The following is a 12689-nucleotide window of genomic DNA, read 5'->3' as shown; positions in this document are numbered from 1 at the left end:
CCTTCCGTATGCCGGCGGGACAGAGGGGGGCGCCAGGCAACGAGGCGCTCATTGGTTGCCCGTATCAAACCTGCGTCTCCAGAAACTCGTCCTCATAAGGAAAGCGCGACAGAAGCTCCGTGCCCGTCTCGGTGATCAGGATCTCGTCCTCCAGCTTGACGCCCTCGCGGCCGCCCTTTTCGCCGATATAGCTTTCGACGCTCACCACCATGCCTGGCACGATATGGCCGTCGCGGCCATAGGTCTCGTAATCCATGGCATGCGCGATGAACGGCGTTTCGCCATGCATGCCGACGCCGTGCATGACCGAGGTGTAGCGCTGGTCGACGAAACGGTCGGGGATCTTCCACGCCTGCTCGGCGATCTCGCGGAAGGCCATGCCGGGCTTGACGATCGAAATGTTGTGCTGAACCTGATCGTGCGCCATGCGGTAGAGCGACTTCTGGTAAGGGGTCGGCTTGCCTGGCCCGCAGCGGAAGGTGCGCGAGAAATCCGAATAATAGCCGTAGCAGCCGATGGTGTCGGTATCGAGCGCCAAGAGTTCGCCGGGGCGGATCTTGCGGCCGCTGGCCTCGTTGAACCACGGGTTGGTGCGCTGGCCTGATGTCAGCAGCCGCGTCTCGATGAACTCGCCGCCCTGGCGGATGACCTCGCCATACATGATGGCGAACAGGTCGTTTTCGGAAACGCCGGGCTTGATCGCCTCACGCACCGCATAGACGGCAGCCTCGGCGCCGGCCATCGACACCTGCAGGCATTTCACTTCCTCCGGCGTCTTCACCGCGCGCACCGCCAGGATTTCGCCCTGGCAATCCCTGACCTCACAGCCGCGCTTTTCCAGCGCCAGCGCCTGCAGATGGCTGCAGCGGTCGAGGCCGAGCTTCATCGAGCCGCCGCCATGCTTTTTCAAAAGCTCGGCGATCTCGTCGGCGAACGGACCTGCGGTCTCGTCGTCGCGGCCCGAGACCGACGACCAGACCAACTTGGAAGGCCGCGCCTCGTCGATCGTGTCGAGTACCATGGAGACATGATAGCTCTGCGGGTATTCGAACAGCACGATCGGCCCGTCGGTCGGGATAAAGAAATAGCGGGTCGAGTTGCGCAGGAAATAGCCGAACATGTTGCGCGAGCCGGTGGCGTAGCGCTGGTTGTACGGATCGAACAGCACCACGCCGCCATAGCCGGCCTTGCGCATCCAGCCGCGCAGCTTGGCCAGCCGGCCTTTGCGCAGGGCATCGGCATCGATGAAGGACGGTTCGGTGTCCGACAGCCACATGCCGCCGGCCGGATCGGCCGCCGCGGGGTGGCGCATGCGATCCTTGAAGTTCACGTCCTCGGTGCTGTCGGGGTCGAAAACGACGATGCTCATGGGCTCGGCCTTGGCTGGGTTGCGAGGTCGCAGCATGGCGCAAGAGGGGCGGGAGGATTGTGCGGAAAACCGCAGCTGTTGTGCGGGATGCCGCTGGCTAATCGGTTGCGTCGCGATCCTTCGCGCCCCCCTCTGCCCTGCCCGGCATCTCCCCCTCAAGGGGGAGATTGGCATTTTCGATGCCGCCGTTCTTTTCTTCAACATCTGAGATTGGCGAAAGCAGAGATGCAGTCCGATCTCCCCCCTTGAGGGGGAGATGTCCGGCAGGACAGAGGGGGGCGCTGTCCCGCCAACATCTCACCGCGTCAGCGAGCGCCAAGCCTAATGCCGTCGCGCCAGCTTCGGCGGATGGCCATGCTCCTCGCGAAACGCCCGGGCAAAACTCGACATCGAGGCAAACCCACACGCCAGCGCCACGTCGCGCACGGCGAGCGTCGAATGCGCCAAAAGATCGGCGGCGCGTTTGAGCCTCAGGCGCCGGTAATAGCCATTGGGCGAGATGGCGAGTTCGGAGCGGAAGGAGCGCTCGAGCTTGTCTGAGGACACGCCGAGCTTCGCGGTCAGCTCGGCCATGCCGAGCCGCTCCTCGACCGCGTCCTCCATGATGGCGATGGCCGACAGCACCAGCTCGTTCTGGACCCCGGTGCGCAGGCGCAGCGGCATCATCTTGCGGTCGATGCTGGAGCGCAGCTGGCTGTGCACGAACCATTCGGCGACGCCGGCGGCAAGCTCGGCGCCGTAGTCGCGGGTGATGATCTCCAGCATCATGTCGAGGCTGCCGACACCGCCGGCCGAGGTGAAGCGCTTGCGGTCGATAACATAGAGGTCGCGCCTGAGCTCGATGTTGGGGAAGGCTTCGGTGAAGGCGGCCTGGCTGGTCCAGTGCAAGGTGCAGGCATGGCCGTCGAGCAGGCCGGCGCGCGCCAGGAAGAACGCGGCATCCGCCACCGCACCGATATGGGCGCCATTGCGCAGGCTCTTGCGGATCCAGTGTGCAGCGTCCTCGGCGACGAGGTGATCGGCATCGCCGCCCGAGCAGACGACGATGCGGTCGACCTTCGGCGCATCCTCGGCGTAAAAGCCCGGCTGGATGACGACGCCGTTCGACGCCTCGACCGCACCTTTCGTGCCGCCGACGATGATCCAGCGATAGCATTGCCGTTTCGCCAGGACATTGGCGGCGCGCAGCGGCTCGATGACCGAGCTGAACGCCATCATCGGAAAACCTGGGAACACCAGCACGGCGAAAGTGAGGGGTTCAGTGGGCTTGGGTGGTTCGCGCGTGGCCATGGGGCGCTACATTTCGGGCAGATGGGGTTCGGGGTCAATTGGCCGGTCCATCATCATGAGACGTCCGCGCGCCGCCCCTTGCCCTTCCTCTCCCTCGTCGATCGGGGGAGAGGTGTCGAGCGAAGCTCGACGGAGTGGGGGTCGACCCTCGCCGCGCGCCCTGAGGTCTCTTGCTCGTCAGATTGTGCCTGTCTTGCGGCGACTGCGCGTCTGCGAACGCCTTCCCCCACTCCGTCTCGGCTTCGCCGAGCCACCTCTCTCCCCTCCGGAGGGAAAGGAAAGGAGCCAAGGCAGGGCGATGAGGGGCAACGCTGAAGTTGCAAGTTGATTAAGCTTCTAACCCGCCAGCGCCTGCTCCAGATCCGCAATCAGATCATCGCCATCCTCGATCCCCGCCGACAACCTTACCAGCGAATCCGATATGCCGATCTCGGCCCGTTTCTCCGCCGGTATGGAGCCATGCGTCATCAGCGCCGGGTGTTCGATCAGGCTCTCCACACCGCCGAGGCTTTCGGCGAGCGTGAACAATTGCGTGCGTTCGAGGAACTTTTTGGTGCCGGCTAGGTCGCGGTCGAGCACGGCTGTGATCATGCCGCCGAAGGCATGCATCTGCTGGACGGCGACGGCGTGCTGCGGGTGGCTGGCGAGGCCGGGATAGATGACGCGGCGGACGTCGCGGCGCGCTTCCAGCCATTGCGCGATCTTCAGGCCGTTGGCGGAATGGCGCTCCATCCTGAGCGCCAAGGTCTTGAGGCCGCGCAGCGCCAGAAAACTGTCGAACGGGCCCGAAATGGCGCCGATGGCGTTCTGCAGGAATTTCAGCTGGGCGGCCAGATCCTTGTTGTCGCCGACCACGGCGACGCCGCCGACCATGTCGGAATGGCCGTTGAGATATTTGGTCGTCGAATGCACGACGATGTCGATGCCGAGCTCCAGCGGCCGCTGGATATAGGGGCTGCAGAAGGTGTTGTCGGCGACCGTGAGAATCCCCTTGCGCCTGGCAAGTGCGGCGACGCCTTCGAGGTCGACGATGCGCAGCAGCGGGTTGGTGGGGGTTTCGACCCACAGCATTTTCGTCTCGGGCCGGATCGCGGCCTCGACGGCGGCAAGGTCGGTGAAGTCGACGAACGAGACCTGCAGATCGGCCGAGCGTTTGCGCACCCGCTCCATCAGCCGGAAGGAACCGCCATAGATGTCGTCGGTGGCGACGATATGCGCACCGGAATCGAGCAGCTCCAGCACGGTGGCGATCGCCGCCAGCCCTGACGCGAAGGCGAACGCGGCCGAGCCGCTTTCGAGGTCGGCCACCGCGCGCTCGAAAGCAAAGCGCGTCGGGTTCTGGCTGCGGGCATATTCAAAGCCCTTGTGCACGCCGGGCGATTGCTGGCCATAGGTCGAGGTGGCGTAGATCGGCACCATCACCGCGCCGGTCAGCGGGTCGTGGCTCTGGCCGCCATGGATGGTGCGCGTCGAGAAAGCCAGACGGTTTTTCCCGGCTGGCGGAGTATTGCTGGTCATCGTGCGCGCCTCAGATGGTTGATCAGATCGATGCGGGTAATCAGGCCGACGAATTCGTCGCCGTCGAAGATGATGGCGACCTCGTTGCGGTCGAACACCGGCAGCAGCGCGTCCAGCGTCTGGCTGGCCTGCAGCGTGTGCAGGTTGGAGGTCATGGCCGTGCGCACCGGGCCGTTGAAGCGCTCCCAGCGGCCGTCATAAGGGCCGTCGACCTTGGCCAGTATGTCGCTTTCGTCAACGATGCCGACGAGCTTGCCATTGTCGAGCACCGGCAGCTGCGAGACATCGGAGCGGCGCATGCGGCCATAGGCATTGAGCAGGCTTTCGTCCGGGCCGACATAGACGGTGTCGCCGGTGCGGTGCGAGCGCATCACCAGGTCGCGCAGATCGCCATGCTGCTCGTGCTCGGCCAGCCCCTGCTCGGCCAGCCAGAAATCGTCGAACACCTTCGACAGGTACTTGTTGCCGCTGTCGCAGACGAAGGTGACGACGCGTTTGGGCACCGTCTGCTCGCGGCAATAGCGCAGCGCCGCCGACAGCAGCGTGCCCGAGGATGAGCCGGCAAGGATACCTTCCTTGGACAAGAGGTCGCGCACCGCCAGCATGCTCTGCTTGTCGGGGATCGAATAGGCCTTCTTGACCAGCGACAGATCGGCATTGGGCGGCACGAAATCCTCGCCGATGCCTTCCACGGTCCAGCTGCCGGCCTCTTCCATCTTGCCGGTCTTGATCAGCGGCGCCAGCACCGAGCCGACCGGATCGGCCAGCACCATTTCGGTCTTCGGCGACACTTTTGCGAAGTAGCGGCCAAGCCCGGTCAGCGTGCCCCCCGAGCCGACGCCGACCACCACGGCATCCACATCACCGTCGAGCTGCGAAAAGATCTCCGGGCCGGTGGTGGTTTCATGCGCCAGCGGATTGGCCGGGTTGGCGAACTGGTTGGCATAGAAGGCGCCGGGCGTTTCCGCCGCGATCTTCTCGGCCATGTCCTGGTAATATTCGGCATGGCCCTTGCCGACATCGGAGCGCGTCATGCGCACTTCGGCGCCGAGCGCGCGCAGGTGCTGGATCTTTTCGCGCGACATCTTGTCGGGCACCACCAGCACGATGCGATAGCCCTTGGGGATGCCGACCTGGGCAAGGCCAAGCCCGGTGTTGCCGGCCGTCGCCTCGACAATGGTGCCGCCGCGCTTGAGCTTGCCCTGCTTTTCAGCCGCGGCGATCATCGACAGCGCGATGCGGTCCTTGATCGAGCCGCCGGGATTCTGGCTTTCGAGCTTGATGAACAGCCGGCATTTGCCGGTGTCGAACTTGGTCAGCTCGACCACCGGCGTCTGGCCGATCAGGTCGAGCACCGACTTGTAGGGCGGACGCAGGCGGGACAATTCGGCTTCCGAGGGGGCACTGTCCAGTGTGGCGATCTCATGCTCGCTCATATCGATGCTCCATGACCAAGCGACCGCCTCTGGGCAGGGCGGCAGCGTAGCCTCTTTTCCAGCCCTTTGCAGTCGGAAAGAAGATAGATCGTGCCAATCAACCGGCCAGATGCGGAATGAAATTCCGGTTTGTGCCTCAAGGGCTTGGAGGGTGTGTTGAGATTCAGGTCAGGCCGAGCCGAAAATGGCAGATTCCGAGAACCGGAGCAGAGCGTACTTTTGGGTACGTGAGCACCGGAAGCCACAGGAAGCCGCATTTGCAGGCCGGCATCACCTGAATATCGACACAGCCTACCCCAGCAGCTGCTTGCTCAGCCTCGCACACTGCACGCGGATATCGGGGATGGCGTCGATCTCGAAGAAGGTGCCGCGCGTCAGCGGGCCGACGGCGAGGATCTTGGCCGAAACGGTTCCGTCGCCGGCGATGATCTCGCATTTGGTCGATACGTCGAGGCCGATGCGCAGCGGATCCGGCCTTGCCAGGCCGCGGTCGACCAGCGAGCGCACGACGCTGTTCGACGAGGTCGAGATGTCCCTGACGATGCCAGAGCAATCGTAGATGCGGGCAACCTCGAAGGTCTCGAGACGCTGCGTGTGACGCGACTGGACCTGGACGGTGAATTCGCCGTTGCGCGCAATGTCGACGACGCGGCCGGCGACCAGGCGGATGCGGCCGGATTGCACGGCCTCGGTGACACGGGCGTAGACCTCGGGCGCCATGCGATGGCGGTGGATGTCCCACCAGGCCTTGGTGTGCTCGACGAAGCGGCGTTTGGCGGAAGCCGGCCAGTTCTGCCAGATCTTCTGGTTGAACGGCCGCAGCCCGTCGACGACGTCACGCCAGTCGATGCCGGCCTTCTGGTTTTCCTTGATCAGGTCGCGGAACCAGCCGACGAAATAGGAGAGCTGCGTGCCGAGCGGAATGTCGGCGACGTCGAGCTTGATCGGATTGCCCTTGCGATGCGGCGAGGGCAGCAGGCCGCGCCTGGACACAGCTATGATGTCGCCGCGATGGCCGCGTTGCTCCAGCGCCAGGAAAGCATCGACCATGCTGAGGCCGGTGCCCAGCACCATGACGCCGGCGCCGGGCGGAAGTGCTGTGTCGGCTTCCGATCCCATCCTGATGGCATGGCCTTGCGCCGGCTCCTCGTCGTGGCCGGTGGCCAGCACGGCGAGATGCGCAACGACGCTGGTGCCGTTGGCCAGCGCCACTTCGACGCCGGAGGCGGTGGGCGTGATCGAGAGGCTTTCCTCGCGGATCAGCCGAAGCCGACCGCTCTGCTTTTCCCGCGCTTCCAGATCGACCAGCAACTCGCCGAGATAGCGGGCATAGATGCTGCGTGGCGCATAGAAGGGCGCCTCCTCAGCCGTTGCCAGGCCGCGTTCCTGAAGCCAGCGCCAGAAATTGCCGGGATCGTCGGCATAGGCGCTCATGCCGGCGGCGCTGACATTCAGTACATGCGCCGACAGCAGCGTCGAATAGGCGATGCCCTGGCCGAAATGCGGGCGCCTTTCGATCAGCGTGACGCGCAGGTCGGGATTGGGCGACTTCAGGAGATGCGCGGCCAGCACGACGCCGCTGGCGCCGCCACCGACAATGATGATGGAGTTGGCGCGCCCGGTCATAGGCATGCCTTCGCTCTGCGCAGCGCCAGTGTCAGGCCTGGACCTTCACCGCGACCGGCAGATCGCCGATGCCGACCGACAGGTCGTCGAGAGAGATATCGCGCATTTCGGCGAGGCTGCGCTGATCGAGCACCTCGGCGATCGCCTGCCGGACCTCGAGCATCAGATGTCGGACTTGGCATCTCGCCTCGTTGCAATCTTCACAGCGCTGGTACTGGGTGCGGCTGGCGCAGGGGATCGGCGCCAGCGGACCGTCGAGGACGCGCACCACATGGCCGACCTTGATCTCGTCGGCGGGGCGCGCCAGGCGATAGCCGCCATCCTTGCCCTTGCGGCTCTGGACGAAGCCGGCATTGCGCAACTCGCCCAGGATGGCGTCGAGAAATTTCTTCGGGATGTTGTTGCCGGTGGCGACGTCGTTGACGAAGGCGAGCTGCCCGGCCGGCAATCGCGCGAGGTGGACAAGCGCCTTGAGGCCGTACTTACCTTTTTTGGTGAGCATGAGATCAAATTTTCTCTGGCATGCGACGGCATGGAACCATCGGTTGCAAAACGCCTGGCGTGCGTTGCCGCCGCGTCCAAGCCCGCATGACACATAAATTCTAGTGACATGATGTACAAGCCGAGAACTTCTGATTTTGCTTCGTTTTCAAGCCGCGCGGGCCATTTTGACTAGCCTTTGTGCCCACAGGGACACAAAAGCGCACGAGTTTGGGGGCGCGATCATCGCGATATGGTGACTGCTCATCGTCGCCTCCAATCTCAATGTCGATAAGATTACTATACTTACCCTCGAACACGCGGAATGGGTTGTCAAATCGGCGGTTATTTGAGGCATGAATTTGCCTGGAAGAGGCCGGAAGCGGGAATTCTAGTTCGCGGTGGGCGTAGGCGGAGCCATCACCGCAGTTCAGGAGGTTAAAGGTCGGTGGAACAGAGGGGGGCGCTGGCCCGCCGGCGTCGAAAGGCCTGCCCTGTGGCGACACTCTGCCCCACCGCAACCACCCTATCCGCCTCACCACCTCACCATCGACAGCTTTTTTCTAACAAGCCCGCCTTGGTTGGAAGGATTTAACTCTACAAGAACCATAGAATTAGCTGACTATTATGAAGCATTCCGGTTTTTCTCTTTTCAGGAGCCCTTCATGTCCACCATTTCGCGACGCATTCTTCTGCTCTCGTCGGCGGCACTTGCCGGTGCGGCCTTCCTCGGCCCGGCCCTTGCCAACGACCTCAAGATCACCATCGGCTACCAGACGGTGGTCGAACCCTCGAAAGTGCCGCAGGCCGACGGCGCCTATGAAAAGGCGACGAAGGCCACCATTGATTGGCGCAAATTCGATTCCGGCGCCGATGTCATCGCCGCGGTCGCTTCCGGTTCGGTCGATATCGGCTATGTCGGCTCGAGTCCGCTGGCGGCGGCGGCGAGCCGCGAGTTGCCGATCCAGACCATCTTCATCGTCGGCCTGATCGGCGAATCCGAGGCGCTGGTGGCACGCAACGGCGCCGGCATCGAGAAAATCGCCGATCTCGCCGGCAAGAAGGTCGCCGTGCCGTTCGTCTCGACGACGCATTACAGCCTGCTCGCAGCACTGAAGCATGAGGGCGTCGATCCGAAGTCGGTCGAGATCCTCAATCTCCGGCCTCCGGAAATCGCCGCCGCCTTCTCGCGCGGCGACATCGACGCCGCTTATGTCTGGGATCCGGCGCTCGGCCAGATCAAGACGACGGGCAAGGTGGTGGTGGATTCCTCGCAGGTCGCCGCCTGGGGCGCGCCGACCTTCGACGCCTGGATCGTGCGCACCGACTTCGCCGAAAAGAACCCGGAAGCGGTGCGCGACTTCGTCAAGGTGACGGGCGCGGCATATGCCGAGTTCCTCGCCAAGCCCGAAGCCTGGTCGGTATCGTCGCCGCAGGCGGCCGCGATCGCCAAACTCACCGGCGCCAAGCTGGAAGAAGTGCCGCAGCTGCTCAAGGGCTATGTCTTCCCGACGCTGGAAGAGCAGGCCTCCGACAAATTCCTCGGCGGCGGCACGGTCAAGGCGGTCGAAGCGACATCCACCTTCCTCAAGGAGCAAGGCAAGATCGACGCCGTGCTTCCCGACTATTCGAAATACGTATCGTCGAAATACGTCACCGAGGCGCTCGCCTCGAACTAGTACTCGCTTAACGCAATTCCGGACGGAAAACCGCTTCACGCTTTTCCTGGAATTGCTCTGAACGCGCGCGGATCTTTTTCCCTAACGCCGCGTGCTGACTGCCCCGGAACCGCTGACGAGGGCCGGGGCAGTCGGATTTCAACGAACCGCGAGGCATCCATGCCGCATCTCGTGCTCGACCCGCATCTCGTACTGGACAAGGTCTCGATCCACTATGACGGCCAGGCAGCGCCTGCGGTCGAGCGGGTGTCGATCGATGTCGCCAAGGGCGATTTCGTCGTGCTGGTCGGCCGTTCCGGCTGCGGCAAGACCTCGCTGCTCAACGTCGCCGCCGGCCTTGTCGCGCCGGCGCGCGGTACGGCTTCAATCAACGGCAAGCCGATCACAGCACCTGGCTCGGACCGGGCGGTGGTGTTCCAGAACGATGCTTTGTTCCCATGGCTGACGGCGCGCGAAAACGTTGCCTTCGCGCTCAGGCTGCGCGGTGTCGCTCCGGCCGAGCGGGCGCGGCGCGCCGATGAGCTGCTGGCGCTGGTGAAGCTCGCCGACGCCGGCGACAAGTGCATCTGGGAGCTTTCCGGCGGTATGCGCCAGCGTGTCGGCCTGGCCCGGGCGCTCGCCGCCGAACCCGAATTCCTGCTGCTCGACGAACCGCTCGGCGCGCTCGATGCGCTGACGCGCGAGCGCATGCAGACGACGCTGCTCGATCTGTGGACGGCAAGCGATGTCGGCGTGCTGATGGTGACGCATGGCATCGAGGAGGCGCTGGTGCTGGCCACCCGCATCGTCGTGCTGGCGCCTGGCCCGGGCCGCGTGGTGCAAACTTTCGAACCGGGCTTCTCCAGGCGCTACGCATCGGGCGAGGCCATCCGCACCATCAAGGCCGACCCGGCCTTCGCCGCGGCGCGCGGCGAACTAACCGACGCGATCTTCGAAGGAGAGGCGGCATGACCGTTACCTCCTACACCGAGCGGCCGGGACACAAGGTCGACGAGGCCGACGGCCTGTCGGTGCCGTGGTCGCGGTCCAGCCCGAAACGCAAAGGCGTTTCCGCGCGCGCGGTCAGCGTGGTGACCATCCTGGTGGTGCTGGCGCTGTGGGCGCTGTCGGCCCGCCTGCAACTGGTGTCGCCAGTGTTCCTGCCCTCGCCGGTTGCGGTGTGGAACAAGTTCATCACCGTCGCCCGCGACGGCTTCGTCGATGCGACGCTGCTGCAGCATGCCGTCGCCAGCCTGGGCCGGGTTTTCGCCGCGCTGGTCGCCGCCATCCTCGTCGGCGTGCCGGTTGGGCTCGCCATCGGCATCAGCACGATCGGGCGCGGCATCTTCGATCCGCTGCTGGAGTTCCTGCGGCCGATCCCGCCGCTCGCCTACCTGCCGCTGGTCATCATCTGGTTCGGCATCGGCGAACCGTCGAAGATCCTGGTGATCACTATTTCCATGCTGGCGCCGGTGGCATTGTCGACCGCGTCCGGCGTTCGCGGCGTTTCGCAGGAACGCATCAATGCGGCGCGCTCACTGGGCGCTACTCAGCGCCAAGTGGTCCGCCATGTCATCCTGCCCAGCGCGCTGCCGTCGATCCTGACCGGCCTGCGCATCGCGCTCGGCGCCGGCTGGTCGACGCTGGTCGCCGCCGAACTGGTGGCGGCGACGCGCGGGCTTGGTTTCATGATCCAATCGGCCGCCCAGTTCCTCGTCACCGACGTGGTGGTGATGGGCATATTGGTGATCGCGGCCATTGCCTTCGTGCTGGAATTCACCCTCCGCAGGATCGAGCGCGTGCTCGTCCCGTGGGCGGGACGCGAATGATTGGGAATCAGAAGAGCAGGAGAGAATGACGATGACCCATTCCACCGCCGTGCTGTTCGCCCAAGCCGGCAATTGGCTTCTCGCCTGGACCAGGGAAAGCCAGCCGCTTGAACAGCAACCGAAATCGCCAACGCCGGTCCGCTGGGACGCCGAGCGCGACCGCCTGCCGCCACGCGACGAGAGTTTTTACTGGGCCTGGCAGTACTGGTCGCAGTGAGGGGATTGGCGATTGGCACTAGCCCCCGCGTCTTCGTCATCCTAGGGCGAGCAAGGGCGAAGCGACGCAGCGCAGACCCCAGGATGACGAATTCCAGGTAGCCAAAGAAGATAATTCCCATTCTCCCCTCTAACTCGCAAAATCATTCCTCTACTAAATTTATAGAATTACCTAGCCTCATCCATCTTCCAACCGGCGAGGCCATTTCCGGCGCCGATCCGCAGCGAAGGAGAGGGATCAATGTTCAATCTAACGAGACGTGTTTTCGGCATCGGCCTGCTGGCGGCGACGGTTGCCGTGTCGTCCGGCGCCACGGCGCAGGAGCTGAAGCAGTTCAGCATCGGCTATCAGAAGACCGGCCTGCCGGTGATCGCCAGGCAGCAGCAGGTGATCGAGAAGGCACTTGAAGACAAGGGCGTGACGGTCAAGTGGGTCGAGTTCACCGCCGGTCCGCCGCTGGTCGAGGCGCTCAATGTCGGCGCCATCGATGTCGGCTGGACCGGCGACGCGCCGCCGATCTTCGGCCAGTCGGCCGGTGCCAACATCGTCTATGCCGCAGCGCTGCCGTCGAATGGCGAGGGCGAGGCGATCTTCGTCAAGCCGGCGTCGCCGATCCAGTCGGTCGCCGATCTCAAGGGCAAGCGCGTCGGTGTCGGCAAGGGCACCAGCGCGCACAATCTGCTCGTCGCCGCGCTGGAGAAGGCCGGCATCCCGTTCGACCAGATCACGCCGGTCTATCTCAGCCCGGCGGATGCGGCCGCAGCCTTTGCCAGCGACCAGATCGATGCCTGGACCGTCTGGGATCCGTTCTTCGCCATCGCCGAAACCCGCTACCAGCCGCGTGTGCTGGCCCGCTCCAGCGAGGTGCTGAAGGTCAACACCTATTTCCTCGCCAACAAGGACTTCGCCAAGGCGCATCCCGAAACCGTCACCACAACGATATCAGCCTTGGGCGAGGCGGCGAAATGGGCCGACCAGAACCGCGACAAGGTGGCCGCGGCGCTGCATGAGGTGACCGGCGTGCCGCTCGACGCGCAGATCATCGCCGCCAACCGCACCAAATTCGGCGTCTTCCCGATCACCGACGAGATCATCGCCGGCCAGCAGGCGACCGCAGACCGCTTCTTCAAGCTCGGGCTGATCCCGAACGCGGTCCGCATCTCCGACGCGGTGTGGACGGCACCCGGCAACTGACTTGTCCCCTGACGGCGCCGGATGAGAACGCCCGGCGCCATTTGCGTTCGCACCCATATCTCCAGGAGATCC

Annotated in this window: 11 protein-coding genes; 5 read left to right on the top strand and 6 right to left on the bottom strand. The window is 64.3% G+C overall.

Going from position 1 to position 12689, the window contains the following annotated elements; genetic code table 11:
* Nucleotides 1–64 precede the first annotated feature (64 nt).
* The 6 genes from EOC83_RS25505 to EOC83_RS25475 form a co-directional block, all read right to left on the bottom strand.
* Entirely contained in the window at nt 65–1369 is a 1305-nt protein-coding gene (locus EOC83_RS25505; protein ID WP_063169616.1) for a Xaa-Pro peptidase family protein, read from the bottom strand.
* A 321-nt stretch (nt 1370–1690) separates the two neighbouring features.
* Nucleotides 1691–2659, bottom strand: coding sequence for a GlxA family transcriptional regulator (locus EOC83_RS25495; RefSeq protein WP_024504110.1), 969 nt, complete (start codon nt 2657–2659; stop codon nt 1691–1693).
* A gap of 336 nt (nt 2660–2995) precedes the next feature.
* Complete coding sequence (locus EOC83_RS25490) at nt 2996–4177, bottom strand: PLP-dependent aspartate aminotransferase family protein (protein ID WP_063169614.1); 1182 nt, start codon at nt 4175–4177, stop codon at nt 2996–2998.
* Nucleotides 4174–5613, bottom strand: coding sequence for a pyridoxal-phosphate dependent enzyme (locus EOC83_RS25485; protein WP_063169613.1), 1440 nt, complete (start codon nt 5611–5613; stop codon nt 4174–4176). Before EOC83_RS25485 ends, EOC83_RS25490 begins: the two co-directional genes overlap by 4 nt.
* 291 nt (nt 5614–5904) lie before the next feature.
* Nucleotides 5905–7239 (bottom strand): FAD/NAD(P)-binding protein, encoded by a 1335-nt coding sequence (locus EOC83_RS25480; RefSeq protein ID WP_013528704.1) that lies wholly within the window; start codon nt 7237–7239, stop codon nt 5905–5907.
* 31 nt (nt 7240–7270) lie between these two features.
* Nucleotides 7271–7741 carry an Rrf2 family transcriptional regulator gene (locus EOC83_RS25475; RefSeq protein WP_063169612.1) on the bottom strand — a complete coding sequence of 157 codons (471 nt, stop codon included), beginning with the start codon at nt 7739–7741 and terminating at the stop codon, nt 7271–7273.
* A 643-nt stretch (nt 7742–8384) separates the two neighbouring features.
* Here EOC83_RS25475 and tauA point away from each other — a divergent pair.
* The 5 genes from tauA (at nt 8385) to EOC83_RS25450 (ending at nt 12617) form a co-directional block, all read left to right on the top strand.
* Nucleotides 8385–9398, top strand: a complete 1014-nt coding sequence (gene tauA / locus EOC83_RS25470; RefSeq protein WP_024502228.1) for a taurine ABC transporter substrate-binding protein — start codon at nt 8385–8387, stop codon at nt 9396–9398.
* A 159-nt stretch (nt 9399–9557) separates the two neighbouring features.
* Nucleotides 9558–10349 (top strand): taurine ABC transporter ATP-binding protein, encoded by a 792-nt coding sequence (locus EOC83_RS25465; RefSeq protein ID WP_013528707.1) that lies wholly within the window; start codon nt 9558–9560, stop codon nt 10347–10349.
* A complete protein-coding gene (locus EOC83_RS25460) occupies nt 10346–11206 on the top strand; it encodes an ABC transporter permease subunit (RefSeq protein ID WP_063169611.1) in 861 nt (286 codons plus the stop codon). The genes EOC83_RS25465 and EOC83_RS25460 overlap by 4 nt, the downstream gene beginning before the upstream one ends.
* A 31-nt stretch (nt 11207–11237) precedes the next feature.
* Nucleotides 11238–11423 (top strand): hypothetical protein, encoded by a 186-nt coding sequence (locus EOC83_RS25455; protein ID WP_013528709.1) that lies wholly within the window; start codon nt 11238–11240, stop codon nt 11421–11423.
* 240 nt (nt 11424–11663) lie between these two features.
* Nucleotides 11664–12617, top strand: a complete 954-nt coding sequence (locus EOC83_RS25450) for a sulfonate ABC transporter substrate-binding protein (RefSeq protein ID WP_127224153.1) — start codon at nt 11664–11666, stop codon at nt 12615–12617.
* Nucleotides 12618–12689 lie beyond the last annotated feature (72 nt).

The organism is Mesorhizobium sp. Primo-A (assembly GCF_003997175.1).
In the GTDB taxonomy this organism is placed as follows: Bacteria; Pseudomonadota; Alphaproteobacteria; order Rhizobiales; family Rhizobiaceae; genus Mesorhizobium; species Mesorhizobium ciceri.
This window is presented reverse-complemented; position numbering and strand designations above follow the sequence as displayed.

What these genes read in the sequence shown, in the direction of transcription:
- EOC83_RS25485 (WP_063169613.1), bottom strand. Translation starts at nt 5,613, where the DNA reads ATGAGCGAGCATGAGATCGCCACACTGGACAGTGCCCCCTCGGAAGCC.
- EOC83_RS25505 (WP_063169616.1), bottom strand. Translation starts at nt 1,369, where the DNA reads ATGAGCATCGTCGTTTTCGACCCCGACAGCACCGAGGACGTGAACTTC.
- EOC83_RS25495 (WP_024504110.1), bottom strand. Translation starts at nt 2,659, where the DNA reads ATGGCCACGCGCGAACCACCCAAGCCCACTGAACCCCTCACTTTCGCC.
- EOC83_RS25475 (WP_063169612.1), bottom strand. Translation starts at nt 7,741, where the DNA reads ATGCTCACCAAAAAAGGTAAGTACGGCCTCAAGGCGCTTGTCCACCTC.
- EOC83_RS25455 (WP_013528709.1), top strand. Translation starts at nt 11,238, where the DNA reads ATGACCCATTCCACCGCCGTGCTGTTCGCCCAAGCCGGCAATTGGCTT.
- EOC83_RS25450 (WP_127224153.1), top strand. Translation starts at nt 11,664, where the DNA reads ATGTTCAATCTAACGAGACGTGTTTTCGGCATCGGCCTGCTGGCGGCG.
- EOC83_RS25465 (WP_013528707.1), top strand. Translation starts at nt 9,558, where the DNA reads ATGCCGCATCTCGTGCTCGACCCGCATCTCGTACTGGACAAGGTCTCG.
- EOC83_RS25490 (WP_063169614.1), bottom strand. Translation starts at nt 4,177, where the DNA reads ATGACCAGCAATACTCCGCCAGCCGGGAAAAACCGTCTGGCTTTCTCG.
- tauA (WP_024502228.1), top strand. Translation starts at nt 8,385, where the DNA reads ATGTCCACCATTTCGCGACGCATTCTTCTGCTCTCGTCGGCGGCACTT.
- EOC83_RS25460 (WP_063169611.1), top strand. Translation starts at nt 10,346, where the DNA reads ATGACCGTTACCTCCTACACCGAGCGGCCGGGACACAAGGTCGACGAG.
- EOC83_RS25480 (WP_013528704.1), bottom strand. Translation starts at nt 7,239, where the DNA reads ATGACCGGGCGCGCCAACTCCATCATCATTGTCGGTGGCGGCGCCAGC.